The organism is Aquipuribacter hungaricus, assembly GCF_037860755.1.
In the GTDB taxonomy this organism is placed as follows: Bacteria; Actinomycetota; Actinomycetes; order Actinomycetales; family JBBAYJ01; genus Aquipuribacter; species Aquipuribacter hungaricus.
In genome coordinates, this window is record NZ_JBBEOI010000007.1 from 23453 (window position 1) to 48530 (window position 25078).

General features: G+C 69.9%; 20 protein-coding genes, 1 tRNA gene and 1 pseudogene. 11 read left to right on the forward strand and 11 right to left on the reverse strand.

What is annotated here, in order from left to right; all coding sequences use genetic code 11:
- Positions 1-74 precede the first annotated feature (74 nt).
- The 3 genes from WCS02_RS02695 to WCS02_RS02705 all read right to left on the reverse strand — a co-directional run bounded on the left by WCS02_RS02695 (position 75) and on the right by WCS02_RS02705 (position 7233).
- On the reverse strand, positions 75-3479 hold the full coding sequence (locus tag WCS02_RS02695) for a type ISP restriction/modification enzyme (protein WP_340289372.1): 3405 nt from the start codon (positions 3477-3479) through the stop codon (positions 75-77).
- Entirely contained in the window at positions 3476-6562 is a 3087-nt protein-coding gene (locus WCS02_RS02700; protein ID WP_340289375.1) for a helicase-related protein, read from the reverse strand. Before WCS02_RS02700 ends, WCS02_RS02695 begins: the two co-directional genes overlap by 4 nt.
- 194 nt (positions 6563-6756) lie before the next feature.
- Positions 6757-7233: an NUDIX hydrolase gene (locus tag WCS02_RS02705; protein WP_340289377.1), complete on the reverse strand. Its 477-nt coding sequence runs from the start codon at positions 7231-7233 to the stop codon at positions 6757-6759.
- A gap of 58 nt (positions 7234-7291) precedes the next feature.
- On the opposite strand from WCS02_RS02705, the gene WCS02_RS02710 reads away from it, so the two are divergent.
- The 10 genes from WCS02_RS02710 (at position 7292) to WCS02_RS02755 (ending at position 14532) form a co-directional block, all read left to right on the forward strand.
- A complete protein-coding gene (locus WCS02_RS02710; protein WP_340289380.1) occupies positions 7292-8062 on the forward strand; it encodes a GntR family transcriptional regulator in 771 nt (256 codons plus the stop codon).
- A gap of 98 nt (positions 8063-8160) precedes the next feature.
- Positions 8161-8637, forward strand: coding sequence for a plasmid replication, integration and excision activator (locus WCS02_RS02715; protein WP_340289383.1), 477 nt, complete (start codon positions 8161-8163; stop codon positions 8635-8637).
- A gap of 144 nt (positions 8638-8781) precedes the next feature.
- Positions 8782-9108 (forward strand): hypothetical protein, encoded by a 327-nt coding sequence (locus WCS02_RS02720; protein ID WP_340289386.1) that lies wholly within the window; start codon positions 8782-8784, stop codon positions 9106-9108.
- Positions 9101-9358, forward strand: a complete 258-nt coding sequence (locus tag WCS02_RS02725) for a hypothetical protein (protein ID WP_340289389.1) — start codon at positions 9101-9103, stop codon at positions 9356-9358. Before WCS02_RS02720 ends, WCS02_RS02725 begins: the two co-directional genes overlap by 8 nt.
- Positions 9355-9615 carry a hypothetical protein gene (locus WCS02_RS02730; RefSeq protein WP_340289392.1) on the forward strand — a complete coding sequence of 87 codons (261 nt, stop codon included), beginning with the start codon at positions 9355-9357 and terminating at the stop codon, positions 9613-9615. Before WCS02_RS02725 ends, WCS02_RS02730 begins: the two co-directional genes overlap by 4 nt.
- Before the next feature lie 521 nt (positions 9616-10136).
- Complete coding sequence (locus WCS02_RS02735; RefSeq protein ID WP_340289395.1) at positions 10137-11018, forward strand: FtsK/SpoIIIE domain-containing protein; 882 nt, start codon at positions 10137-10139, stop codon at positions 11016-11018.
- Positions 11015-12877 carry a replication initiator gene (locus WCS02_RS02740; RefSeq protein ID WP_340289397.1) on the forward strand — a complete coding sequence of 621 codons (1863 nt, stop codon included), beginning with the start codon at positions 11015-11017 and terminating at the stop codon, positions 12875-12877. The genes WCS02_RS02735 and WCS02_RS02740 overlap by 4 nt, the downstream gene beginning before the upstream one ends.
- Positions 12867-13157 carry a helix-turn-helix transcriptional regulator gene (locus WCS02_RS02745; RefSeq protein WP_340289399.1) on the forward strand — a complete coding sequence of 97 codons (291 nt, stop codon included), beginning with the start codon at positions 12867-12869 and terminating at the stop codon, positions 13155-13157. The genes WCS02_RS02740 and WCS02_RS02745 overlap by 11 nt, the downstream gene beginning before the upstream one ends.
- Positions 13157-13333 carry a helix-turn-helix domain-containing protein gene (locus tag WCS02_RS02750; protein ID WP_340289402.1) on the forward strand — a complete coding sequence of 59 codons (177 nt, stop codon included), beginning with the start codon at positions 13157-13159 and terminating at the stop codon, positions 13331-13333. The genes WCS02_RS02745 and WCS02_RS02750 overlap by 1 nt, the downstream gene beginning before the upstream one ends.
- The gene (locus WCS02_RS02755) at positions 13333-14532 is read left to right on the forward strand and encodes a tyrosine-type recombinase/integrase (protein WP_340289405.1); all 1200 of its coding nucleotides are present in this window, start codon (positions 13333-13335) and stop codon (positions 14530-14532) included. The genes WCS02_RS02750 and WCS02_RS02755 overlap by 1 nt, the downstream gene beginning before the upstream one ends.
- A 55-nt stretch (positions 14533-14587) precedes the next feature.
- Here WCS02_RS02755 and WCS02_RS02760 read toward each other — a convergent pair.
- The 3 genes from WCS02_RS02760 to WCS02_RS02770 all read right to left on the reverse strand — a co-directional run bounded on the left by WCS02_RS02760 (position 14588) and on the right by WCS02_RS02770 (position 17581).
- A tRNA-Thr gene (locus WCS02_RS02760) sits at positions 14588-14660 on the reverse strand.
- A 117-nt stretch (positions 14661-14777) separates the two neighbouring features.
- Entirely contained in the window at positions 14778-16901 is a 2124-nt protein-coding gene (locus tag WCS02_RS02765) for a fibronectin type III domain-containing protein (protein ID WP_340289407.1), read from the reverse strand.
- 194 nt (positions 16902-17095) lie between these two features.
- Positions 17096-17581 carry a nitroreductase/quinone reductase family protein gene (locus WCS02_RS02770; protein WP_340289410.1) on the reverse strand — a complete coding sequence of 162 codons (486 nt, stop codon included), beginning with the start codon at positions 17579-17581 and terminating at the stop codon, positions 17096-17098.
- 150 nt (positions 17582-17731) lie between these two features.
- On the opposite strand from WCS02_RS02770, the gene WCS02_RS02775 reads away from it, so the two are divergent.
- Positions 17732-18418, forward strand: a complete 687-nt coding sequence (locus WCS02_RS02775; RefSeq protein WP_340289413.1) for a nucleoside/nucleotide kinase family protein — start codon at positions 17732-17734, stop codon at positions 18416-18418.
- 61 nt (positions 18419-18479) lie between these two features.
- Here WCS02_RS02775 and yjfF read toward each other — a convergent pair whose 3' ends face one another.
- From yjfF to WCS02_RS02800, 5 genes and pseudogenes are all read right to left on the reverse strand, one after another.
- Positions 18480-19517 carry a galactofuranose ABC transporter, permease protein YjfF gene (gene yjfF / locus WCS02_RS02780; RefSeq protein ID WP_340289416.1) on the reverse strand — a complete coding sequence of 346 codons (1038 nt, stop codon included), beginning with the start codon at positions 19515-19517 and terminating at the stop codon, positions 18480-18482.
- Positions 19517-20554 (reverse strand): ABC transporter permease, encoded by a 1038-nt coding sequence (locus WCS02_RS02785; protein ID WP_340289419.1) that lies wholly within the window; start codon positions 20552-20554, stop codon positions 19517-19519. The genes yjfF and WCS02_RS02785 overlap by 1 nt, the downstream gene beginning before the upstream one ends.
- Positions 20551-22131, reverse strand: coding sequence for a sugar ABC transporter ATP-binding protein (locus WCS02_RS02790; protein ID WP_340289422.1), 1581 nt, complete (start codon positions 22129-22131; stop codon positions 20551-20553). Before WCS02_RS02790 ends, WCS02_RS02785 begins: the two co-directional genes overlap by 4 nt.
- A 100-nt stretch (positions 22132-22231) precedes the next feature.
- Complete coding sequence (locus tag WCS02_RS02795) at positions 22232-23257, reverse strand: ABC transporter substrate-binding protein (RefSeq protein WP_340289425.1); 1026 nt, start codon at positions 23255-23257, stop codon at positions 22232-22234.
- A gap of 912 nt (positions 23258-24169) precedes the next feature.
- Positions 24170-25078 (reverse strand): annotated as a pseudogene (locus tag WCS02_RS02800) (hypothetical protein); the annotation flags it as partial.

Genomic DNA, 25078 nt, shown 5'->3' on the forward strand with positions numbered 1-25078 from the left:
ATCTCATACAGGTCGACTCGGCAGTCGGCCCGTACACGGCGGGCCCCCAAAAGCGCGCGCCGGGCGGGCCGGCGTTAAGCCTCGTCGTCGAAGGACAACTCGTCTTGGCCCGTGTCCGCCCCGCCCGACTTCGGTGGTTGGCGAAGTGCGTCGGGCACGGCCGGGAGGTCGTCGGCGGATACGAGCGGACTAGCGATGATCTCATCGAGCAGCGCGACGCCGTCCGCGATGAGCGCCAGCGTCCTCCGGATCACCGCAACAATCTGAGTGAGCTCCGTGCTCCACTCGGGTGCCCACGTCGTCGGGCGGATGCGGTCAAGCGGGGACTCGCTAGACGCCGCCCGACCGACCGCCTTGGCCATCCGGTAGCCGAGCCACTTAGGAACCACGTCCATGCCACTGACTTCGAAGTTCCAGACGGCCTCCGTCACGCCAGTGAGAGCTCCGTCGGCGACGTGCAAGGTCTCTGTAGCTGGGTCGAACGCGATATCGAATTTCGCTGTGGGGAGACGCGTGGGTTCTGGCCCCCACTCAACCCCGGCGGTCGGCACTTCGCCCGTGCCGAAGCGCTCCCCGAAGGTCTGGAGCCAGATCAGCTCTTGGCCGAGGGAAACCATGCGAGCGAACAGGCCAGCGTCGGCCGTTAGAGGCACTCGGGGTCCTGGAGTCTCTAGGGCGTCGCGGAACCGCTCGGTGTAGTCCGCGCCTGCGAGCACGGCAAAGACGTAGGCGAAGAGGTGCTCGCCGGTCACTGCAGTCCCCAGCGTCGCACTGAGCGCCTTGATCGTGGCCGGGGACGTGTTGGGCGTGCCCACGGTGTCGCGGTAGAGCGGGATAGCGTCCTTACCACCGCGCCCGCAGAAGAAGTGTTTGTCGGGCACCGCCGTCGTAAGCGTGGCCGCGGGCCCAGCGCCGAGGCGGGTGGTGGTCATCGTCGTCAAGAAGACCTGCCTGTCGGACAAAGACGCCCACAAGGAAGGGCTTTCGGTTTTGGCGACACGCGGATCACGGAAGGTCCATTGCCGGTCGAAGGAGCGCATTCCGAAAGGCACGATGGGCTGGTGGGGCGCTCCGGGCTTGAGTTCAGCGAGGGGCACCATGCCTGAGACCTTGGTCGTGATGGTTCGCCCGGTCTTCGAAGGCGCGAAATTTTTCAGGCGCTCTTCCGGAACGCTGGTCGCCACGAAGGCTCGCCACCGCTCCTCCAACATGCTCACGGACGGTGCTACTGGCCAGGTACGGCTAACCATGGCGCCTGGCTGCTGCCACGGAAAGAGGTCGATCAATCTGGGGTAGGCCGCCCAGTCGAGACCACCGGAGGCAGGGATGAAAGGAGCGTGCCAGTCCGCCCGGGCTTCGGCGGTCTCCAGGTTCGTCTTGCCAGCGGCCATGTCTGTGAGCGCTTGGAGCTTCTTGGCGCGCGTGCCCCTGTAGCTGGCGTAATGAACTCGGCCGGGCTGGCTACGGTCACCATTGCCGCGCCGGATGAGGGTGACGATCGCAACGGGGGACTCGATGTCGAACACGTTCTCGTCCTTGCGGGTGCCCTTGTTGTCGCCGTGAAGGTCCACGACGACGATGTCGTCGGCCACCTCACGAGCGAGGCGGCGCAGCCCGAGGAAGCCGGGGCCGTCGAGCCAGGACGACGCGGTGATCATCGAGATCACAGCGGGGCCGCTGTTCTCCTCGAAGACTTTCCAGATGGCCCAGCGCCAAAAGTAGACGTAGAGGTTATAGAGGCTCGCATGGGCACTAAAAATGACGTGCCTTCTGGCGTCGTCGAAAATGTCGTCAAAGAGCGAGCGTGACGCGCCTTCCTGAAGGGACGTGACGAAGCCGCCGGTGCCCATGCTCTCGACACGGTCGTAGGGGGGATTCCCGATAAGCACGTTGTGGTTCCACTCGTACTTCACCTCGTCGGCGCGCGCGCCTTCGGTACTGATTGGATCGCCGAGCCCCTCAATGACATGCGGGTGCCTCGCGCCAAGCGTATCGCCTAGGTAGATCGGCAAACGCGTCTTCTCTCGCAGTTCGTCGGAGATGTCGAGCGAAACCTTGAGGTGGCTCACAGCGTACGAGGCGAGCGAGATTTCGCATGCCGACGCGTGGGAAAGCCCCGCCGCTTCACCTCTCTTCTCGTCGTTGCGCTTCGCTTGGCGCAGCCACTCGACGAGAAAGGTTCCCGTCCCGTTGGCGGGGTCGAACATTGAAACGACGGCGTCGTCCGGCATTGCTCGATTCGGAACCTTGATCTCGGGGTGGTCGGCGACGTACTTGGCCCAGGTCGTTGAGTCGGCCACGCCAAGCGGAAGTCCGAATGACTTGAGAGCGTCGTCAACTGTTTTTACTATGAAGCGCACCACCGGTAGCGGAGTGTAGAAGGCGCCAAGGTTCCTGCGCTGCTCGGGGTCGTACTGGGCCAGGAACTCTTCGTAGAAGTAGACGACTGGGTCGTCACGCTGGTTGTCCGCGCCGAAGTCCGCGAGGAGTTCATCGACGTCGGTGCTTGCGAGCTGCTCCGCCAGCTCGTTGAGGCCGAGCTCGTCGACGTCGATCACGCCGTCGGAGTCGTCGCGAAAGCGCGAATAGATTGCGTCGAGGAAGTCGTTGTCGAAAGTGAGTGCCGAAATCGATCGGTCAGCCTTGAACTCCTCGGGGTGCGCAATGCGGGCGGTGAGTAGCCCATAAACCATCGTTTGGGCGTAAACGTCGGCGAAGCGTTCCGGTGTGAGGTCGCCGAGGAGTCGCTCGCGGACGTCGGTGAAGAGGGCGCGGATGGGGCCGCCCTCGATCTCAATCTCATGTAGCACGCGGACTTCATCGCGGACGTCCTGGGCTACCTGGGCCATACGAGCTGAGAGCGCCTTGGCAGACTTGATGCCCTCACGGTAGCCGTGGAATCCCTTCCCGAACTCCGGGCTAAGCACGATCCTCGGTCCGCCCGGCGGAGTCCACACCAGGTCCGGGACCCCGCGCTGAACGAGCAGGTCGATTCGGGCTTGTGTGGGTTCGTTGCTCCAGGACAGCACGCTGAGGACGCGCTTGCCGTCCTTCTCGCGGAAGTTCACGACGTGAAGCAGATGCTCCTCGCCCTCTGACAGGCAGAAGAAGAGCAGGTCCGGAAGCGCCCACTGGGCGTGGGTACCGCTGCCCTTACGTGCGCGCTCGTTCTTGACGAGGCGCTGCACCAGGCGCCGGATTGCCCCGACCGGGAGGCGGCCCCCGTCAAACTCCAGAACCCAAACGCCGAAGTCCTGATCTTTCTTGAGCTGAGGAATCTGGGAGATGTGCCTGAGCTTCGCAACCTTCTCCGGGTCAAGGTGAAGTTCCTCAGGCTCCCATTCGAGCTGTAGGTCGTCCCATGTGAGGCCGTCTGGTATCGGCCAGTCCAGACCGTCGAGGAGCAGGGTGAGCAGGTGCTCGGTCGATTGCGGTGCTGCCCTGAGCAACTGACGGAGTCGGGTCTCGTTGGCGGTCATTGCACTTCCATCCAGCAGATCGTCTTTGGGGTCGGAGCATCCATCGGCAACTGGGTCTCCTTGCGCAGTCGCTTGGTCTCGTCCCGTTCTAGCCCGCGTAGTGACGCCTGGACTTTGGTGCGGTCGCTGAACGATGCAGTCGGGGTGGTCGGTCCGGCGGTGATCGCGGAGTCGATCGAGTGAAGGGATCGCTCAACGCGGTCCGTCGTCCGCAGGGACCATTCGACCTGGCCCCGATCAATGGTCCACTCGGGCTCCGCGTCGTCATCGGCAGCCTTGGTGAGCACCGGAATTCGTCGGCACACGAAGACGCCGGCGGGATCGCCTTCCTTGGCCGTGGAGATGCCTTCGGGCAGCCGCGCGACACGGTCTTCGAGGTCAGGATGGTGTTTGACGAGGTTGAGCCACTGGAGGCGAAGCTCCTCGATGGGGGCAATCTCGCCGTTGTACTCGTCCTTGAAGGCTTGGAAGACCTTCACGTCGTCGTACATGTCCGACTCATCAATTAATTTGCCGCCGGGGATGCCGAGCGTGCTCGAGATCATGAGCGTCTTGCTCTGCACGCGGCTATAGAGGGTGAGGAGAGTCTCGATGTCGGCGGGTGGCAAGAAGTTGCGGACCTGAATGTGTCCACGTGACCTCTCCGACGCTGGTCTCGCCTTGACCAGCTCCCTCTCGATGGCTGGGTTCATCCGACGATCGACTCGACCGATGCGCTGCATCAGGCGGACCGGGTTCCAGTGAATGTCGTAGTTCACGATGAGGCCACTATCCTGGAGGTTCACTCCCTCGCTGAGCACGTCGGTGGAAACTAGGACGCGGAGCGCTTCAGGCTTCTTGCGGTCAGTTGCAGACACCTTGTTGTAAAAGGGCGCAAACCGCTTGATCATTTCGTAGCGGTCGTTGCGGCGCGTACCATCAATCCTGTCGACGTTCGCGAGGCCGTCCTGTCGCAGCTGTTCTTCAATGTAGCGCGCAGTGTCGGCGAACTCGGTGAAAACGATCACCGGCTCATTGCGAAACTCTGGGGTGAAGACGTCCTTGTCCAGCTTCTCGGTTGAGCGCTTCGCCTGGCCGATAAGCAAGTCGCGTAGCCGCAGATACTTGTTGTCGACCCCAGCGCCATCGAGGATCAGTTCCATGAAGCGTTGGAGCTGGTCGAGGTCCTCGAAGGCCGCGTCGATCATGTCCTGTAGCCGGTACTCGCCTCCAACAAGGTTGTAGTCGAGTTCATTAAGCTCCTCTTCAGTAAGGTCTTCTTCGTGCCAAACCTCTTCCAAAGTTGAGCGATATCGATCGTGGATCGCCTGCAATGTCGGTTCGTTGACGGCGCGCCAGTCGGTGAGGCGCCTCTCCTGTTCAGAGTGAATCTTGGTGTTGACATCGAGCCAGTCCAGCACCTTGGCCGACAGATCAAGGCACGAACCCGCAAACGCAGCCAGGCTCGACTCGAACCGCTTGAGGAAGATGGTGCGGATCAGGGCCACCACCTGGCGCTGACGGTTCTCCGCGCGGGTGTCGATATTGCCATCGGTCGAGAAGGCCAGCGGGTAATACATTGGCAGCACGAACAGGGGAGTTGCTCGACTGAAGGCGTTCTGCAACTCGGTGAACAGGGGGGTGTAGAGGGTGCCGAAGTCATAGGGGACCACGCGGGGCACCTGAGTTTCGGGGAACACGACCGCGGCGCCGCCAGCGACCTTCGCGCTCTCCACGGCGTACTTTCGACTGTTCTGGTGAATGACCGACTGGAACAGCCTGTCCTTCGACATGAGGTCCGCGATCACCAGGGCGTCGGGAACTGCGGACTTGAAGGGCTTTTCCAGAGTCACGACATACTTGCGTAGGCTGGTGATGCCAATGCTTGCGAAGTGGCTGTCCGCGTCGACACCGGTGAAGAGCTCCGCCTGGTGCACAAGGTCGAAGAGCGAGTTGTTGATGGGTGTGGCCGTGAGAAGAAAGACGGTCTTCCCCTTGCAGATTTCGTGCATCCGCCACCACCGGGAGCCCCAGGGGTTCTCTTCGGTCGGGTTCTTGCCGTGGTTCCGGAAGTTGTGGGCCTCGTCGATGATTATGACGTCGGCCCGCTTAGCCAGGTGCTCGATCTCGTCGGCGCCTTTTTGGGTTGTCAGATCAGTGTGCGCGCGGACAAGCACGTTAGAAAATTGGCCGAACAGCTCGGGAAGCCGCTCCTTCAGCTCAGGGTTCCAAACCGCGTCTTGGCCGGTCTTGGTCGCCATAATGAGGACATTTTTCCGGTGCCTCACCGCGTAATACTCAGTCAGCATCAAGCCGACGAACGTCTTGCCCAATCCGACGCCATCGGTCAGAAATCCCCCGTTCCACTGGCGCGACATCTCGATGAGCGAATGAAAACCTTCCTGCTGGTAGGGCGCGAGCATCGGATAGATGACAGACTCGGAGTCCTCCCAGGTCTTGTCCGTCGGGTCGACGTTCGCGGTGAGTGCGTGCAGCGCCTTTGCATACACCTCGAAGGGTGTGAACTCGCGGGCGTTGTGCTCCAGAACCGCGAGCAACTCCGTGTTGACCCGGGTCGCTTCGTCCCAATGGTTGTCGTACCACTCCTGGAGGTCAGCCACCTCGGGACCCTGAAACTTCACGTTCAACTCGACGTTTTGCGTGAGCCCGGGGCGAGTGAAGTTGGATGAGCCGACCAGGGCGGCCGAGCCGACGACCTTCAGCTTGCTGTGGGTGATGTAGGCCTTAGCGTGAAACTTCTTAGGCTTGTAGACTCTGATCTCGATTTTGCCGGTACGGATGCTCTCGACCACTGCGTCAACGCCGGTCAGAAAGGCGTCACCGGTCTGGCGTTCGAGAACGATTGATGTGTCCAGGGCGGCCGCGATAGCGTCGGCGGTCGTGCGACTGGTTTCGCCGCCAATTAGCAGCCGGATCTTCTCCACTTTCTGCCATGCGCCATCCAGGGCGAGGAAGGCGCCGATCTCAAAGTGGCCAGTGGCGATGTCGATCGACGAACTAATGTCGCACCACTCGCGGACGTACTGAAGCGCCTTCCAGTCCTCAGCGGTGTTGTCAACGATGAACTGGTCTGGTGTCGCCACGCGGCATACTCCTCATCCTGGTCTGGCGTGCACTGTATTGGCTGGCTACGGCGGCGTAGGGAGAACCCGCCGTTGCCGGGGGCGTCGCAGCGTGACCATCATCAAGTGAGCGTCGACGGCCGCCTTACTGCGCGGACCGTCAAGAGCCCCGGGCAGCCGACCTTCCGCCTTGACGTTTGACAGCGCCAGCGCGGCTATAAGGCTCGGAGCTCCGCCCCAGGGGGGCCCAGGAGCGGGTCCGGCTCGGCAGGCAGCAAGTCCACACCATCGTGCGCCCGCGCATGCGTGGTACCGGACAGCGCATCCAGCACGCGTACCGCGTAGGCCTCCGACATGAGCTCCGACACTTCCCTCGCCGAGAGCCAGCGGCACTGCACGGCCTCGTTGGTCGACGGGGACGGCGCGGTGAGGGGGCGGCAGCGGAAGACGAGGGCCACGATTCCTCGGTTCATGTTCTTGTAGGCCCCGGTGAGGGTCCCTACTTCAACGGCGAGGCCGGTCTCCTCTAGCACCTCTCGGGCGACGCCGTCCTCGAATGACTCCCCCAACTCGAGGACTCCGCCGGGCGGCTCCCACGCCAGGTTGTCGCGCCGCTGGATGGCCAGGGTGCGTCCAGCGTCGTCAACGACCACGCCGGCGACGCTGACGGAGTGCTTCGGGGTGTCGGTCATGAGGATCCCTCCTGTGTGTCAGGCTACAGAGTCGACTAGACAAGTGGCGGAGGTTGTTGTGGCGTTGCGGGCTGTGGACGCGTCGGCGCCGGAGCCCGGCTTCCTACAGATCGCCCGGCAACTCCGTCACGAGATCCGTTCGGGCGCCTACCCACCAGGCAGCAAGCTCCCGTCCGAGACCGAGCTGACCCGGGCGTTCGGCGTCGCCCGCATGACCGTCCGCGGAGGGATCGCCGAACTGCGCAGCGAGGGCCTGATTGTCTCTGAGCAGGGCAAGGGGGTGTTCGTCCGACCGCGGCCGCCCGTACGGCGCCTGGCGTCCGACCGGTTCGCGCGCCGGCACCGAGATGCGGGTCAGGCAGCGTTCTTGGCCGAGGCGAGCCAGGTGGGAGCAACGCCCGCTGTCGACCAGGTGCAGGTCACCTCGGGGCGCCCGCCCGACAGCGTGGCGGGGCTGCTCGGTGGGGTGACTGACGTCGTGGTGCGTTCGCGCAGGTACCTGCTGGACGGCCAGCCCGTCGAGACGGCAGTGTCCTACATCCCAAAGGCCATCGCGGCCGGCACCAAGATCGCCGACGACGACACCGGACCGGGCGGCATCTACGCCCGCCTCGAGGAGCTTGGACACCGGCTCGACCACTTTGTCGAGGAGGTCGCGGCCCGGATGCCGACCCAGGAGGAACGGTTTCGGCTGCAGCTGCCGGCGGGCGTGCCCGTCGTCACCGTCCTGCGCACGGCCTACGACGTCCACGACGTCCCCGTCGAGGTCTGCGACACCGTGAAGTCTTCGCAGAGTTACATCTTGGAGTACCGGGTGGACGCCACCTGACTCCCCTGTCGTGCACAGATCGCGTTTCAACTCTTGCTACTTGTCTAGATGGGTGTAGCGTCGCCCTTGCCCGTCTAGACAAGTGAGAGGAGCAGGTCATGGCGATGCCGAGTGGTATCCCGATCGAGCACGGGGTGGCGTTCCCCAACGGGGCGTTCGTCATCGGTGAGGTCACGCCGGTGGAGGACTTCGACCTCGTGCAGGCAGCACGCGAGTCCGGCCGGTCTGCTGACGTGCAGACGCGCGACAAGAACACCGGCAAGCGGATGTGGGCGGTGCGCGTCGTCGACGCCGACGACCTCGTCCGCAAGGGCCAGGCGGAGGTGACCGTCAAGGTCGTCGCCGACGTGCAGCCCGTCCCACCCGAGGCGCTGCCCGGCGTCCCGTTCCGGCCCGTCGTCTTCGAGGGCCTCACCGCCACCGCGTGGGTCGACACCAACCGCGCCCGGCCCCGGCTCGCCTGGTCCTTCAAGGCAGCCAGCATGCGCGCACCGGCCAAGAGCGACCCCGCTCCGGTCAGCCAGCGCCCCAGCACCCAGCCCAGCCCGGGCACCGGCGGCAACCAGGCCGCCTGAGCGTCCCGACACACAGGGACGCCAGCACGTCACCGGCGCCCGTCGTCGAGCCGAGGCCACGACGGGCGCCGGACCCACCCCCCAGCAATCACCCCACGCACAGACGCGCGCCGCCCACCGGCGGCCCAGGTGAGGGAGTGGATCATGACCGGACGCACCACCGACTACCACCGCCCCGTGCAGGTCAGCCGGCACACGAGGTACGAGGACCACCCTTGGCGGGAGACCCGCGAGGCACAGGAGTGGGCCGAGGCTCTCGGGTGCAGCCTCGACGAGCTGCCCGACGAGCTGCTCAAGCTCTGGAAGCAGGTCGACGCCCTCGGTTCCGAGCTGTGGCGGTTCCACAGCTTCGTCGCTGATCTGCCGGACGACGACATCCCGCGGGCCGTGTCCGACGCCGCCGCGCGGCTCAGCGACCCGCTCCTGACGGTCGAGGCCGTCATGCGCCGCGCCGGAGCCCACATTGGCTGACATCGACCGTGTCCTGTCCTGGTCCGTCGAGATCACCGGCGTGGGCACCGCAGAGGCCGCCTACCGCGAGACCCGCCGGCTGCTGACCGTCACCCAGAGCCTCGTCGAGGACTTCAAGGGCTGCTCGCGAAAGATCCTCGAGTACCCCGACGCCGACGTCCGTGCCGCCGCGCGCCGCGTCGCCGGCGCTCTGGCCGACTGCGAGGACACGCTCTACGAGGCGCTGCGCGACATCGAGCGTCATCAATGAGCGACCAGCCAGCGGCGTCCACCACCGGCTGGGAAGCGGCGTTCGACGTCGAGACGTCGGAACAAGCCCTGGCCGTCCTCAACCGCCTCATCGGCCAGGTCGACCAGTGGCGCTGGGATCTCCTCGACCTGTCCAAGCAGGTCACAGACGTCCCGCAGGCCGGGCTCGCCGAGCACGCCCGCACGGTGGCCAACCAGTGCGACGCCCTGTACTGGCACCTCGTCATCGCCGCGGCCGTGGTCCGGGACGCACCGTGAGCGGCCTGGTCTCCGAGCTGGCCACCTGGTCCCTCGTCTGCGTCGGCGTCCTCGTCACCTCGCTCACCTTGTGGCGCGTCGTGCACCCGGCATCGTTCCGCCGGGGACCCGCCCGGGCCTCCGCGTCGTGGTGGGCATATCGCGTGGTCTACGGACCGAGGTGGCCGGCACTGGCCAGGCGGCACGGGCTCGCCGCCACTGACAAGACGCCCGAGCGTGCCCCGCAGCGCAACGCCGACAGACGAGTCGACGTCGCCCCGCCGGCACCGGAGCTCGTGCGGCTACGCCGGGTCGTCCGCCTGGGCGGGGTCGACCGGCTCGGGCTCGACCTGCCACCAGGACTCACGCCGGACGACGTCAGGGCGGCGTGCGACTCCCTTAGCCATGCCCTGCGTGCCACCAGCTGCCGGGTCCGCAGCGACCGACCCGGACGGATCTGGCTCGACGTCCGCCGACGGGACGACCTGGCCCAAACCGTGATCGCAGCCCGTCCGACGGTCGTAGCCGGCACCGAGGACGTCATGTCGCTCCTGGCCGGCGTCCCCGTCGGACGGGATGAGGACGGGGCACCGTGGCGGACACCGGTTCGGGGCAGCCACACCCTCATCGCCGGCACCACCGGCTCCGGCAAGAGCAGCCTCCTGTGGGCCTTGGTCTGCCAGCTGCTGCCCACCGTGCGTGCCGGCTACGTCCGCCTGACCTGGCTCGACCCCAAGGGCGGCATGGAAGCCGACGCCGCCCGCCCCGTCGCGGACGTCGTCGACCGGGTGGACGATATGGCCGACCACCTCGAGCGGCTTGTCACCGACCTCGACGCACGAGCCGCCGAGCTCTCCGGCACCTCACGCACCCACTCCCCCACCATGGCCAGCCCGCACCACGTCGTGATTATCGACGAGCTGGCGACCATTACGGCCTTGGCCGACGCCAAGACCGCACGACGGGTCGAGGCCGCTCTCGGTGCCCTGCTGTCCCGCGGGCGTGCCGTCGGTTTCACCGTCATCACGACCACCGTCGACCCCGGCAAGGACGTCGTCCGCTGGCGCGGCCTGCATGCGGTCCGCATCGCCTTCCGGCTCGACGAACCCATCCAGGTCGACATGATTCTCGGCGACGGGGCACGCCAGCGCGGCGGTAGGTGCGACGAGATCAGCCTCCAGCAAGCCGGCGTCGGCCACGTCCGCATCGACGGGCAACCAGACCTCGTCAAGGTCCGTGCCGCCTACCTCGACGACGCCGAGATCCGCGGCCGCATCGATGCCGCTCGACCGCAGGAGTACCCAGCCGGAGAACGGCCCGAGCAGGACCCGACCGACCTCGATCCGGCAGCCTCTGGCGGTGGCGAGCTCGAGATCACCGAATCTCGACCGACTCCGATGACGGACGCGGGTGAAGCGGCATGAGCACCGTCATGAACGACGGCGTCCGGGTCCCGGCACCGGGTTCCGGCAGCCGTGCCGACCGGATGAGCCAGCCCACAGCGGCCGACCTGCTCCGCGACGTGGCCGCCAGCAACGGGGTCTGCATCCGACCGGTCACCCTTAAGGTCCTCGACGAGACCACCGGTGGCGTCCACTACGTCGACGTCCCGTGCGGGTCCACCCGGGAGGCGGTCTGTCCTGCCTGCTCGGCGAAGGCCAAGGCGCTGCGGGTCACTCAGTGCCGCGAGGGCTGGCACCGCGACACCGAGCCCTGGGACGAACGCGACGCCGAGCCGGTCGAGCGGGACCTCGTGCTCGTGCGCGCCGACGTCACCGCCGAGCGCGACCGCAGCCGGTCCGCCGACGACCCGGACGAGGCAGACGCCGCCACCGCCGCCCTGAACGCTCTCGACAACGACCTTGCTGCCGGCGGCGTCCGGGGAACCCTCGAGCCGTCCACAATGCGACGTCGGACGCGCTCCACCCGCCGCCGGGAGGACGCACCGGACCTGCCCCGCCGGGCCTCCAACGGGTCCACACTCGGGCGGGCGTTCATCGCCAAGGGCGACCGTGTCTACCGGCCCAGCATGTTCATCACCGTGACGCTGCCCTCCTACGGCGCCGTCCACGCCGACGGCACCCCACGACGGCCGAGCACGTACGACTACGGCGCCCAGGCCCGCGACAACCTGCACTTCGCCCGCCTGCTCGACCGGCTGTTCCAGAACCTGCGCCGGGTGGCCGGCTACGACGTGCAGTACTTCGCCACCATCGAGCCCCAGCGCCGCGGCGCCCTCCACGCGCACATAGCCGTCCGCGGCACCATCGCCCGCTCCCTCGTCCGGCAGCTTCTCGACGCCACCTACCACCAGGTCTGGTGGCCCTCCACCAGCACCGTCCACCACGACGACGACCACCCCCCGGTGTGGGTGCCCGATGACCCCGACGCCGAGCAGGCCGGGCCCGGCGGCGGTCACTACGTCGACCCGGCCACCGGTGGGCAGCTCACCGCGTTTGATGACGCGGTGGACAACGTCGAGGACCCCCTGCACGTCATCCGGTTCGGGTCTGTCGCCGACATGCAGGGCATCCTCACCGGCACCCCAGAAGCCGATCGCCGGATCGGCTACCTGTGCAAGTACCTCACCAAGAGCATTGACGCTGCCATGGACCACGGCCGCCCACCGGGCCACAGCGACGACGGAGAGCCGGACGCCCGGACCGCCGCGCCTCACGATGCACGTCGAGCTACTCACGTTGACCGGCTCGTCGATGCGCTGCGGTACGAGCCCTGCTCCCCGACGTGTGCGAACTGGCTGCGTTACGGCGTCGAACCCCGTCACGCCCGCCCGCGGATGCGCGCCGGCGCGTGCCGGTCGAAGGCGCACGCCCGCACCCACCTCGGGCACGCTGGCCGACGAGTGCTGGTCTCCCGACGCTGGAGCGGCAAGACCCTCACCGACCACCGCGCCGAGCGATCAGCGTTCGTCCGGGCGGTCTTGCTCGAGGCCGCTGACCGGGAGGTCGAGGAGCAGCTTCGGCAGGGTCTGCAGGCCGTGGATGACGCCGACGGGGCAACCGACGCCCCGGATACCGTCGACAGGGACGAGCGTCCCCCCGACGTCCGGCAGGGCGGCTGGTCGGTGCGACCGCCCGACGTCCTGGACGCCGAGGGGCAACCACGCCGGCTCGTGTGGGAGGTGGCCAAACGCGGTGACCCCATCCCGCCCCTGGCCACACGCCTGCTTCACGCCGTCGCCAACCGTCGCGTCTGGCGGCGCCAGTACGAGGAAGCCATGACTCGCGCCCGCCTCGACACGGAGGTCCCTGATGTCGCTTGAGGAGCCAGCACCGCTCTGGTCGACCGAGCAGCTCGCCGACTACCTCGGTGTCGCCGTCCCGACGGTCCACGCCCTCCGCCGCCGCGGCGAGGCACCACCTGCCTACCGGGTCGGCAGGGTCCTCCGGTTCGTGCCAGCCGAAGTCGACACCTGGCTCCACCAGCTGCAGGACGACATGACGGACGGGGGGCCCGCAGTCGAGGGAACCCAGGTGCCGACCTGCTCGGGGGAAATAAATCGGGGCACTGGCCGGCTCGACAACGAGGAGAGGCAGGATTGATGGACGACCGGATGCTCTACCGGGTGGGAGAGGTGGCCGAGCTCCTGAGCCTCAGCAAGTCGAAGGTGTACGAGCTCATCCGTTCCGGGGCACTGCGCTCCATCCGGATCGACGGGTGCCGGCGCATCCGTGGAGTCGACCTCAGGGCCTTCGTCGACGAGCGCTGCGTGACCTGATGGCACGGGTGCGCGACGGCATTATCCGGCGGGGCCGCACCTGGTCCTACGTCATCCGCGTCACGGACCTGGAGAGCGGCCGGTCCAAGCCGAAATGGGTCGGCGGGTTCGTATCCGAGGCCGAGGCGAAGGCAGCACGAGATCTTGCCCGGGTGGCGGTGCGCCGGAAGGAGTACGTCGACCGGAGCCCCGTCACGGTCGCGCAGTACCTGGACCGATGGCTCGAGGCGCACCGCGTGGAGCTCAAGCCCAATACGTACAGGGGGTACCGCGACAACCTGGCCTCCTACGTACACCCTCGGATCGGCTCGCTCCGGCTGCAGGCGCTTACATCTGGTGCGCTGAGCGCGCTCTACCGAGACCTGTCGCAGAGCGGAGGCCGGGGCGGGGCTCCGCTGTCGCCCACGACGATCGACTACGTGCACGCGGTGCTCCGCAAGGCGCTGAACGATGCGGTCGAGGTCGACGGCCTTATCCCCAAAAACCCGGCTCTGCGGGCAAAGAAGCCGCGGCGCGACCAGACCCGGGTGGCCGTCCTCTGGACCGCAGACGACCTCCGCCGCTTCCTCGACCATGCCGCTGGCCACCGACTCGGCGCGTTCTACCGACTCGCCGCCTACACGGGTGCGCGCCGGGGCGAGCTCCTGAACGTCCGCTGGTCGGACCTCGATCTGGACGGGTGTCGGCTTCGCGTGGTCGGCAGCACCGACGTGGTCGACGGGGTACGGGTCGACGGCACGACCAAGGGCGGCCGCGAGCGAACCGTCAGCCTCGACAGCGGGACCGTCGAGATCCTTCGGCAACACAAGCGGCGCCAGGAAGAGGACAGAGAGTTCGCCGGCACGTCGTGGGTGGTCGGCGACCTGGTCTTCAGGCGCCAGCTCGGTGATCCGCTGTACCCGGACACGGTGTCGGCGCTGATGCGGAAGATCACCGATGAGTACAACGTCGCGACGTCGAGCAGCCCCCTGCCGGCCATCCGTCTTCACGACCTGCGCCACCTGCACGCGACGTTCCTGCTCCGAGCTGCGGTGCCGGTCCACGTCGTCGCCGCCCGGCTCGGCCACCGCGATCCGGCCATCACGTTGCGCGTCTACGCCCACGTGATCGAGCAGCAAGCAACCGAGGTCGCCGGCGTCTTTGCGTCCCTCGTCGAGGCCTCGGAACGCCTCGCTGTTAGCAGCGGCGTTAGCAACTGACGCTCTTCCCGCAGCTCGCTCCAACGAGGGTGGACGAAGCCGCAGGTCACGGGGGAGCTGGCGGTGGGACTCGAACCCACAACCGCCCGATTACAAGTCGGGTGCGCTACCAGTTGCGCCACGCCAGCGTCGGGACGGGGGCGCCCCGAGGTCGATGCTAGCGGGGCACCCGGGCCGTCCCGGCGGCACGCACGAGGCCCCGGCCGCACGCGCGTCGCGTGCGGCCGGGGCCCGGGTGGTGCAGGTCAGACGGAGCGACGTCCGCGACGGGTGGCGGCCATCAGGGCACCGCCGAGCCCGAGGAGCATCGTGCCGCCGGCGGCGAGGACGCCTGCCTCGACGCCGGTCTGCGCGAGCTGGGCACGCACAGGGGCAGCCGCCGGGGCGGGGCGGCCCTGGACGGCCGGGGTCACCGGGGAGACGACGACGGGGGTCACGCCGGGGCGGCCGGTCCCGGGAGCGCCGGTACCCGGAGCGCCGGTACCCGGTGCCCGCCAGTCCGCACGCACGACGACGGAGAGGTCGACGCGCTCGCCGTCCCCCTCCTCGTTGAGGGCGGTGACGCTGACCTCGTAGGTCATCGGGTCGAGGTCGTCGATGACGACCTCGCGGGTGTCGGCCGGGAACTCCTCGTAGCCCGCGGCCTCGTCGCTGGACAGCGCGACGACGTAGCCGGTGACGGGCGAGCTGCCCTCGTCCGCCGGGGCGGAGAAGCGCAGGGTGATCTGGCGGGGACCGGTCTGCTCGAGCGTGACGCCCTGGACGGCCGACGGCACGCGCCACTCGTCCGTCGTCGTGGTGTCGCTGCCGCTGGGGCCGGCACCCGCTGCCGTGACGGGAGCGACGGTGAAGGTGTACACCTGGCCGTCCTGCAGCCCGGTGAGCTCGGTCTCGCGGACCTCCGCACCGACGTCCTTGGTGACGGGGGCGGGGGTCGCGGCGAGCACCCCGCGGTCGGGGTCCAGCGAGCCGAGGGCGGACGGCGATGCCGTGACGCGGTAGCCGGTGATGCGCTCGTCGCCGGAGGTGTCGACCCACGTGACGGTGACCGTGCCGGGTCCGCTCTGCTCGGCCGTGACGGCGGTCGGCGCGAGGACCGGGACCTCGTCCACCTCGAACGTGAGGGAGGCGCCCTCGCTGGAGACGTCCTCGCTCGAGACCGCCGTGACGACGACGGTGTGCTCGCCGACCTCGAGGTCCTCCAGCAGGGACGTGAGGGTGCTGGCGTCCACCTGGACGACCGGCCGGTCGTCCAGCTCGATCTCGTAGGAGCTGACCTCGGGGTAGCCGAGCGACTGGGGAGCCGCCCAGGAGACCTTCGCGCTGGCGTCCGCGTCGTCGACGGCGACCGCGAGCTCGCGGACCGGTGACGGGTCCGCGAGGACCTCGACCGTCGCCGTCGCGGCCTGGCTCGGCCCGGCGGCGTTCGTGGCGGTCACCGCGACGGTGTGCTGGCCACCCACGAGGCCTGTCAGCGTCGTCGACAGCGTGCCGGCCGGGACCGAGCGGACCAGCGCGCCGTCCACGGACACCGCGTACGACAGCACCTCGCCGCCGCCGTCGTCCATGGGCTCGTCCCACGTGACGGTCACTGCCCCGTCGCTGCCGGGGACCGCGGTCAGGGACATGGGGGGCGAGGGTGCCTCAGGGGGGACCACCACGCCGACCGTGACGTCCGTCAGCTGGTAGTCGCCGCCGACATAGGAGTCGGCGACGAAGACCTGGTACTGCCCCGGGGGGAGGGTGAGCGCGAAGGAGCACGTCCCTGCGGCGGGCGAGGCGTCGCAGTTGCCGCCCTCGTTCCAGACCCCGGCGCGGAACCGGGTGGGTGCGTCCGACGGGTCCCAGTACGCCGTGAACACGCCGTTGTCCCAGGTCGCCCGGACACCCGTGGGCATGGCGGCGGCGACCTCGTCCTCGGGGGCTGCGGGCGCCCCGTCGACCGACGTGGCCGGCTCCTCGACGGGCACCGTGCCCGTCTCGGCGGCGGGCGCGTCGACGGGCCGCGCGACGGGGGCGGGCGCCTCCTCGGGCTCCACCGGCTCCGGCTCGGTCCCGGTCTCCGGCTCGACCTCCAGCTCGGGCGCGGGCTCCGCCTCGACCTCGGGCTCCGGCTCCCGCTCCGGCTCCGGCGTGACCTCCGGCTCGGGCGAGACCGAGACCCCGACCTCGGGCTCGGGCTCGGGCGCCTCCTCGGCGGGGGCCTGGGCGACCTCGGCGGACGCGTCCTGCACCACCGGGTCGGGAGCACCGTCGGAGGCCGACGCGGCGGCGATACCGGTGGTGCCGGCGACGAGGACGGCGGCCAGGGCGGCGACGGACCGGACCCCCTTGGCGTGGTGCGTCGGGCGGGTCGTGCGGGGCTTCATGTCGAGGCGCTCCCAGGATGGGTGCCGGGGCTCGGGACCACGGCTCCCCCTCCCCTCGGCCCGGACCCCCTCCGACTTGAGCAACGAGGCTGCGGAACGTGCACGACGAGTAGCGCTGCTCGTCGCCCGCCCCACCCGGGCGGCCCAGCGCCGGACCCGCGGGTGGCGGCCGCCGGCTCCCGGGGCAGGGCCGCTCAGGTCGCCGGGTCCGCCGTGACCGTCCCCGGCGTCAGCACCACCACCGCGGTCGGCGTCGCCCGCGCCGCGGCCAGCGGCCCGAGCGTCGCGTCGACCGCGACCCACCGCGCCCACAGCCGGTCCCGCTCGTCCCCCTCGGCCGCACGGGCCACCACTGCGCGGGGCTCCTGCCCGGCCAGCCGGGCGACCGCGTGCGGGTGCGCCCGGAGGTTGAGCCACCAGGCGGGCTCGCCCTCGTCCCAGCCGTTCATGGCCAGCAGGACCAGCCGGTCGCCGTCCTCGAGGTAGCCGAGGATGACGTCGCGCTGCTGCCCCGAGCGGCGCCCTGTCGTGGTCAGCCGAAGGGCTCCCCAGCCGCGCCGGTCGGCGGTCGTCCACAGGAACCGCCCGCCGCTCAGGCGGTGCAGCAGGCGGTGGACCCGCCAGGCGGTGTGGACGAACCAGGGCGGCGGTGTCCGCGGTCGGACGACGTCGGTGCTCACGGGGCCAGCGCACCAGGACCGGGACGGCCGTCACCAGGGGGCGGGCCCCACGGCGGGGACCCGGGTGTCCCCAGGGCCGCGCGTCGCGGTCGGCCCACAGGACCCGCCCGTCGGGCCGCGTCCCGACGGCCGAGGCGCAAGACTCCTCGCGTGACCGTCGCCCACGCCGACCACCCCGCCGTCGTCTCGCTCGCCCTGGAGCTGCGCGCGGTCCTGGCCGAGCGCTACCGCATCGTCGTCGGCCTCGTCGGACCGCCCGGCACCGGCAAGTCGACCGTCGCCGCGGCCCTGGTCGCCCGGCTGCGGGTGCACGGTACGTCCGCCGCCCTGGTCCCCATGGACGGCTTCCACCTGGACCAGCGCGAGCTCGAGCGGCTCGGCCGCGCGGACCGCAAGGGCGCGCCGGACACCTTCGACGTCGGCGGCTACGTCGCCCTGCTGCGCCGGCTGCGCACGGCGGACGAGCCGGTCGTCCTCGCACCCCGGTTCGACCGGGACCTCGAGCAGTCCATCGGCAGCGCCCTCCCGATCACCCCCGCCACCCGGGTCGTGGTCACCGAGGGCAACTACCTGCTGCTGCGGCACGCGGACCTGCCGCGCCCGCTGTCGGACGACATGAGCATGACCGGGTGGAAGAACGTCCGCGAGCAGCTGGACGCCTGCTGGTACGTCGACGTCGACCCCGCCACCCGGGTCGAGCGGCTCGTCGCCCGGCACGTCGCGCACGGCCGGACGCCCGAGGCCGCCCTGGACTGGGTGCAGCGCACCGACGAGGTCAACGCCCGCCTGGTCGAGGGGACCCGCGGACGCGCCGACGGGGTCGTCGCCTGGGCCTGAGCCCGGGCCACGACCCCGTCGACGTCCTCCCTGGCGGACCGACCGCCGGGGACGGGCACGGCTAGCGCCGGCGCAGCACCAGCACGCGCTGCAGCACCACGAAGGCGAGCAGCAGGACACCGATGACGATGCGGGTCCACCACGAGCTCAGGGTGCCCTCGAAGGTGATGATTGTCTGGATGAGACCGAGCTCGAGGACACCGAGCACGGACCCCAGCACGAAGCCGAAGCCGCCGGTCAGCAGCGTGCCGCCGATGACGACCGCGGCGATCGCGTCCAGCTCCATGCCGACGCCGGTGAGGGAGTAGCCCGAGCGCGAGTACACCGAGAACAGGAACCCGCCGAGCCCGGCGCAGCTGCCGCTGATGACGTACACGAGCACCTTGGTGCGCGCGACGGGCAGGCCCATGAGCTGCGCGGAGTGCTCGCCGCCGCCGATGGCGTACACGGTGCGGCCGAACCGGGTCAGGTGCAGCACGTACACCGCGACCGCGACCACGGCGAGCGCGATGAGCACGCTCGGCGTCAGCGTCCAGCCGTCCCCGAACACCCACCGCGTGCCGGACAGCGCCACGACGGTCGGGTCGGCGATCGGGATGGAGCTGAGGCTGATGACGTAGCAGAGCCCCCGGGCCAGGAACATCGCCGCGAGCGTCGCGATGAACGGCTGGATCTCGAAGTAGTGGATCATCAGCCCGACGACGAGGCCGAGCAGCGAGCCGACGAGGATCGACAGCGGGATGACGATCCCCGCGGGCCAGCCGGCCTGGAAGAGCGCCGCCGCCATGACGCCGGACAGCGCCGCGACCGCCCCGACCGACAGGTCGATGCCGCCGGTGAGGATGACGAAGGTCATGCCCACCGCGATGACGATGAGGAAGCTGTTGTTGATGAACAGGTTCGAGATGACCGCGCCGGACAGGAAGTTCTCGTAGCGCAGGCCGCCGATGACGAACATGGCGATGAGGACGACGAAGGTCCCCAGCATCGGCGTGAACCGCTGGTCGAGCTTCGGCAGGCGCCGGCGGTCCCGGGCGGGGGCCGCGACGACGGCACCCGAGGCGGGCTTGAGGGCAGGGTCGGTCCGGTCGGTCAGCATCAGACGGTCGCCTCCACCGCAGCGGGGACCGCGGCACGGCGCCGGGCCCTGAGCTGTCGCTGCACCACCGGCGCCTGGAGCAGGCACACGGCGATGACCACGACGGCCTTGAACAGCGGCGTCACCGACGGCGGCACGCCGAGCACGGTCACCGTGAGGGTGAGCGTGGTGATGACGAGGACACCGACGAGCGTCCCCGACAGCGAGAACTTGCCGCCCGCGAGCGACGTCCCGCCGATGACGACCGCGAGGATCGCGTCGAGCTCGATGAACAGGCCGGCGTTGTTGGCGTCCGCGGCCATGACGTTGGAGCTGATGAGCAGGCCGGCGATCCCGGCGAAGGTCCCGCTGAGCGCGTAGACGAGGAAGATGATGCCCCGCGAGCGCAGGCCGGCCAGGCGGCTGGCGGCCGGGTTGATGCCGACGGCCTCGATGAGCATCCCGAGCGCCGTGCGCCGGGTGAGCACCGTGACCAGGGCGAAGATCCCGCCCGCGATGAGGACCGCGACCGGCAGGCCCAGCAGGAAGCCCGAGCCGAGCGTGCGGAACGGCGCGCTGGTGATCGTCGTGATCTGCCCGCCGGTGATGAGCATGGCGATGCCGCGACCGGCCGTCATGAGGACGAGCGTGGCGATGATCGGCTGGATCCCGACGACGGAGACGAGGAACCCGTTCCACGAGCCGAGGACGAACGACAGCACGACCGCGATGACGACGGCGACCAGCACGGTGCCGACCGAGCCCGGGTCCGACGAGGACGCGATGAACGACAGCGCCACCGCCCCGGAGATCGCGACCACGGCGCCGACCGACAGGTCGATGCCGCGCGTGGCGATGACCAGGGTCATCCCCAGCGCGACGAGCAGCAGCGGCGAGGAGTTGCGGAGGATGTCGATCGGGGCGCCGAACAGGTGCCCGTCGCGCACCTCGATCGCCAGGAACGTCGGGGCGCGCAGGGTGTTGAGCAGCAGCAGGACGAGCAGGGCCATGACGGGCCAGAACAGGCGGTGCCTGCTCACCCCCATGACGGCGCTCATGCGTGCACGTCCGAGGGGTGCACGTCGGAGCCGGCGATGAGCGACACGACGTCGGGGACGGTGACGTGCTCGGAGTTGTCGATCTCGGCCACCTTCTCGCGGTCCCGCATGACGGCGATGCGGTGGCTGAGCCGCACCACCTCCTCCAGCTCGGCGGAGATGAACACCACCGACATCCCCTCCTCCGCCAGGCCTGCGACCAGGCGCTGGATCTCGGCCTTGGCGCCGACGTCGATGCCCCGGGTCGGCTCGTCCAGGATGAGGAGCTTGGGCGCGGTGGCCAGCCAGCGCGCCAGCAGGACCTTCTGCTGGTTGCCGCCGGACAGGTTGCGCACGAGCGCCTCGGGCTGCGGCGGGCGGATGCCCAGCGCGTCGATGTACTTGGCGACGACCTCGTCGGCCTGCCTGCGCGGGATGCGCCGGGCCCAGCCGCGCTCGGCCTGCATGGCCAGCACGATGTTCTCGCGGACGGTGAGGTCGCCGACGATGCCCTCGGTCTTGCGGCTCTCGGAGGAGAACGCGATGTCGTGCCCGAGCGCGGTGCGCGGCGTGCGCAGCCGGACCGGGCGGCCCTCGACCTTGACCTCGCCCGCGTCGGGGCGGTCGGCGCCGGCGAGCAGGCGCGCGAGCTCCGTGCGGCCGGAGCCGAGCAGGCCCGCGAGCCCGACGACCTCGCCGGGGTAGACGTCGAGGTCGAAGGGCTGGACCGAGCCGCGCCGGCCGAGGCCGATCGCCTGCAGGTAGGGGGTGGCACCCTCGCGGGTCGCCGCGCTGCGGCGCGGGTTCTCCTCGAGCTCCTCGAGGACCTCCAGCGAGGTGCCGATCATCTTGGACACCAGCTGCATGCGGGGCAGCTCGGCGGTCCGGTACTCCCCGACCAGCTTGCCGTTGCGCAGGATCGTCATGCGGTCGCTGACGGCGTAGACCTGCTCGAGGAAGTGCGAGACGAAGAGGATGGCGACGCCGCGGTCGCGCAGGGTCCGCATGACGGCGAACAGCTGGGCGACCTCCTCGGCGTCGAGGCTCGAGGTCGGCTCGTCGAGGATGAGCAGGCGCGCGTCGACGGTCATGGCGCGGGCGATGGCCACCAGCTGCTGGACCGCGAGCGAGTGCGACGACAGCGTCGAGGCCGGGTCGATGTCGAGGTTGAGCGCGGCGAGGTGCTCGCGCGAGCGGGCCCGCGTGGCGCGCCAGTCGATGACCGGGCCGCGGCGGACCTCGTGCCCGAGCATGATGTTCTCGGCGACGCTGAGGTTCTCGCAGAGGTTGACCTCCTGGTACACCGTGCTGATGCCGGCGGCCTGGGCCTGCGCGGGGCCCTTGAAGGTCATCTCCTGGCCGTGCACGCGGATGCTGCCCGAGTCCACCTGGTAGACGCCGGTCAGCGCCTTGATCATCGTGGACTTGCCGGCGCCGTTCTCCCCCATGAGGGAGTGGATCTCGCCGGCGCGCAGCGTGAGCGCCACGTCCTCCAGGGCCTTGACCCCGGGGAACGAGATCGTGATCCCGCTCATCTGCACCACGGGCACCGGGTCGGCCGCGGGGGCCGCGAGCGGTGCGTCGGACGTCGTCGTCATGTCTGCCTCCCGAGCGCCTGCTCCCAGGCCTCGTGATGTGGGACGGGGTGACCCCGGGGGCGGCAGCGCGGCCGCCGCCCCCGGGGTGATCAGGTCGGGCTCAGTACTCCCGGGTGGGGAGGGCCTCGATGGCGGCCTCCTGGTCGAACTCCTGGTCCTCGACCACGATGCGCTTCTCGACCTCCTCGCCGGCGACGACCGACTTGATGATCTCGGCCAGGTCCGGCCCGAGGAGCGGGTTGCACTCGACGATGTAGCTGATCTTGCCGTCGGCGAGCGCCTGCATGCCGTCCTTGACCGCGTCGATCGTCACGATCTTGATGTCCTCGCCCGGCACGAGACCGGCGGCCTCGATGGCCTCGATGGCGCCGAGGCCCATGTCGTCGTTGTGCGCGTACACGACGTCGATGTCGTCCTGGCTCTGGAGGAAGCCCTCCATGACCGTGCGGCCCTCGGAGCGGGTGAAGTTGCCCGTCTGGGAGGCGACGACCGTGACGTTGGGGTTGTCGGCGATCGCGCTCTCGAAGCCGGACTTCCGGTCGTTGGCCGGGGCCGAGCCCGTGGTGCCCTGCAGCTCCACGACGTTGATCGGCTCGGTGCCGAGCGTCTCGGAGACCCAGGTGCCGGCGCGCTCGCCCTCGAGGACGAAGTCGGAGCCGATGAACGAGACGTAGAGCGACTCGTCCGCCGTGTCGACCGCGCGGTCGGTGAGGACGACGGGGATCTCGGCGGCCTTGGCCTCCTCGAGCACGGCGTCCCAGCCGGTCTCGACGACCGGGGAGAAGGCGATGACGTCCACGCCCTGCGCGATGTAGCTGCGCAGCGCCTGGATCTGGTTCTCCTGCTTCTGCTGCGCGTCGGAGAAGCTGAGCTGGAAGCCGTTCTCCTCCGTCAGCGTGTCCTGGATGGACTTGGTGTTGGCCGCGCGCCAGCCGCTCTCGGCGCCGACCTGGGAGAAGCCGACGGTGATGGTGTCGCCGCCGCCCCCGCCCGCCGCGGCAGAGCCGCCGCCGGCCGCGGGCTCGGTGCTGCCACCGCCGCAGGCTGCCAGCGCGGTGGCCAGGGCCAGGACAGACGCGCCCGCCAGGACGGTCCGGCGGGTACGAGCACCCGTGATGCGTTCCATGCACTCCTCCTCGAGATGCGTCCCGGCGTCTGTGCCGGGTGCGCGGCCTGCTCAGGGCGAGCGGTCCGCGGGTCGTAGCGTGATGTTAGGGCTAACATTTGGTCTGTCGCCACCGTCTCGGGTAACGAAGCCGTAACGAGGACAGCTCGTCGACGAGAGGTCCGCGGGGGTGAGCGTACGACTCCGCAGCGCGTCCGCGGCAGGGCGCGCGGGGCGCTCCGCCGCCGTCTGGCGAGCCGGCTCCGAGCGTGTCCCGGACCGGCCCGCGCGAGGTCCCGGCGGACCTTCCGCCGACCGCGGGGCCGTGCAGCCCACGGGCGAGCCCGTGAGACCGGCCCCCACGGCAACCCGACCAGCACACGGCTGGGCGGTCGGCGTTGCGCTGGCGATGGAACAGCGGTGACGTGTGCTGCTGGGGTCGCCGCCCCCGGGCGCGGCGCCCGGGCCACTGGCAAGGACCGAACGGTCGTCGGACCTGTCCGCACGCAGCCGTTCGATCCCGGTCGGGAGCCCGGACCGGCGACCCGACCAGCACACGGCTGGGCGTCTGGGTCCGTTCTGGCGGTCGGACGACGGTGGCTTGTGCAGCCGGGGTGGCTGCCGGGCGCGTAGCCCCGGCCCCGATTGGGACCGAACGGTCGTCGGGCCTGTCCCACGGAGCCGTTCAGTCCCGGTCGCGGGCCGTCTCCCCACCCGGTGCCAGGCGCGGCGGGCGTCCGGCTCGGCTGGCATCCGGCTCGGCGGGCTCCCGGCTCGGCGGGTGTCAGGCCCGGCTCGCCGCCGGTGCTGCCGGGACACGTTGCAGGTCGCTGAACACCTGTTCAGGCTGCACACCTGTTCAGCATCAGTAGTTCGTCCCCGTGAGGGTCTGACGGGGCGCGGTGGGCGCCCGCGCGACCGCCGCCCCCGGGGTCAGAGGCCGGAGGTCACCACGAGCACCGCCGCGACGACGACGAGGCCCGTGAGACCCGCGAGCACGAGGCGGCCGTCGCGGTGGCGGGCGACGGGCTCGCTGAGCGCGCGGGAGCCGTGCCGGACGGCCCTCCCACCCGGACCCACCCGGGCCAGCACGGCCGCGAGCACGACGAGGGCGCTCTGCACGGGCGGCTGCCAGACCGCGGCCCGCGCCACCTCCCACGAGCCGGGGACCTGCAGGTCGAGCAGCACCCACGCGCCGGCCAGCAGCACGGGTGACACGAGGACCGCCGACACGAGCAGGTAGCCAAGGCTGGCCAGCAGCGCGCCGACCGCCCGGAAGGGGTAGGCGAGCGCGAGCCCCGTACGCGCCCCCGCGCCGAGCCGGCCCCCCGAGCGGGCGCGGCCCATGGCGGCGGCGACACGGGTCCACTGCACCGACCGGGCGAGCGTCACCCAGGCGAGCAGGAGGACGGCGCCCCCGAGAGGCGTGACCGCGGCCACCGAGGCGGCGACCAGCAGGCCGAGGACGGCGGTCCACGCCCGTCGGGGCAGGGAGCGGACCGGCGCGTCGCCCGGGCGACCGCCCTGGTCCGGCCGCCCGCCCTGGTCCGGTCGTCCGCCGTGGAACGGTCGCCCGCCCTGGTCCGGCCGCCCGCCCTGGTCCGTGCGGCCGCCCTGGTCCGTGCGGCCGACGACCGGGGTGGACCCGGCGCCGGCGCAGCCGCCCCGGTACGGCTCCGGGGTGCGGTGGCCTTGGGGGGCGATGGGCGCGTACGAGGCGGGCGCGAGGGGCGGTCGGGTGTCCCAGCCGCCGTAGGGCTGCTGCACCGTCGGGACGACGGCCGTCGGCGCCTCGGCCCGGGCGGCCGGGGGACGAGCCGGCGCAGCGGCCGCGCGCGCCTG

What these genes read in the sequence shown, in the direction of transcription:
- WCS02_RS02695 (WP_340289372.1), bottom strand. Translation starts at nt 3,479, where the DNA reads ATGACCGCCAACGAGACCCGACTCCGTCAGTTGCTCAGGGCAGCACCG.
- WCS02_RS02705 (WP_340289377.1), bottom strand. Translation starts at nt 7,233, where the DNA reads ATGACCGACACCCCGAAGCACTCCGTCAGCGTCGCCGGCGTGGTCGTT.
- WCS02_RS02715 (WP_340289383.1), top strand. Translation starts at nt 8,161, where the DNA reads ATGGCGATGCCGAGTGGTATCCCGATCGAGCACGGGGTGGCGTTCCCC.
- WCS02_RS02720 (WP_340289386.1), top strand. Translation starts at nt 8,782, where the DNA reads ATGACCGGACGCACCACCGACTACCACCGCCCCGTGCAGGTCAGCCGG.
- WCS02_RS02730 (WP_340289392.1), top strand. Translation starts at nt 9,355, where the DNA reads ATGAGCGACCAGCCAGCGGCGTCCACCACCGGCTGGGAAGCGGCGTTC.
- WCS02_RS02735 (WP_340289395.1), top strand. Translation starts at nt 10,137, where the DNA reads ATGTCGCTCCTGGCCGGCGTCCCCGTCGGACGGGATGAGGACGGGGCA.
- WCS02_RS02740 (WP_340289397.1), top strand. Translation starts at nt 11,015, where the DNA reads ATGAGCACCGTCATGAACGACGGCGTCCGGGTCCCGGCACCGGGTTCC.
- WCS02_RS02745 (WP_340289399.1), top strand. Translation starts at nt 12,867, where the DNA reads ATGTCGCTTGAGGAGCCAGCACCGCTCTGGTCGACCGAGCAGCTCGCC.
- WCS02_RS02750 (WP_340289402.1), top strand. Translation starts at nt 13,157, where the DNA reads ATGGACGACCGGATGCTCTACCGGGTGGGAGAGGTGGCCGAGCTCCTG.
- WCS02_RS02755 (WP_340289405.1), top strand. Translation starts at nt 13,333, where the DNA reads ATGGCACGGGTGCGCGACGGCATTATCCGGCGGGGCCGCACCTGGTCC.
- WCS02_RS02765 (WP_340289407.1), bottom strand. Translation starts at nt 16,901, where the DNA reads ATGAAGCCCCGCACGACCCGCCCGACGCACCACGCCAAGGGGGTCCGG.
- yjfF (WP_340289416.1), bottom strand. Translation starts at nt 19,517, where the DNA reads ATGCTGACCGACCGGACCGACCCTGCCCTCAAGCCCGCCTCGGGTGCC.
- WCS02_RS02785 (WP_340289419.1), bottom strand. Translation starts at nt 20,554, where the DNA reads ATGAGCGCCGTCATGGGGGTGAGCAGGCACCGCCTGTTCTGGCCCGTC.
- WCS02_RS02790 (WP_340289422.1), bottom strand. Translation starts at nt 22,131, where the DNA reads ATGACGACGACGTCCGACGCACCGCTCGCGGCCCCCGCGGCCGACCCG.
- WCS02_RS02795 (WP_340289425.1), bottom strand. Translation starts at nt 23,257, where the DNA reads ATGGAACGCATCACGGGTGCTCGTACCCGCCGGACCGTCCTGGCGGGC.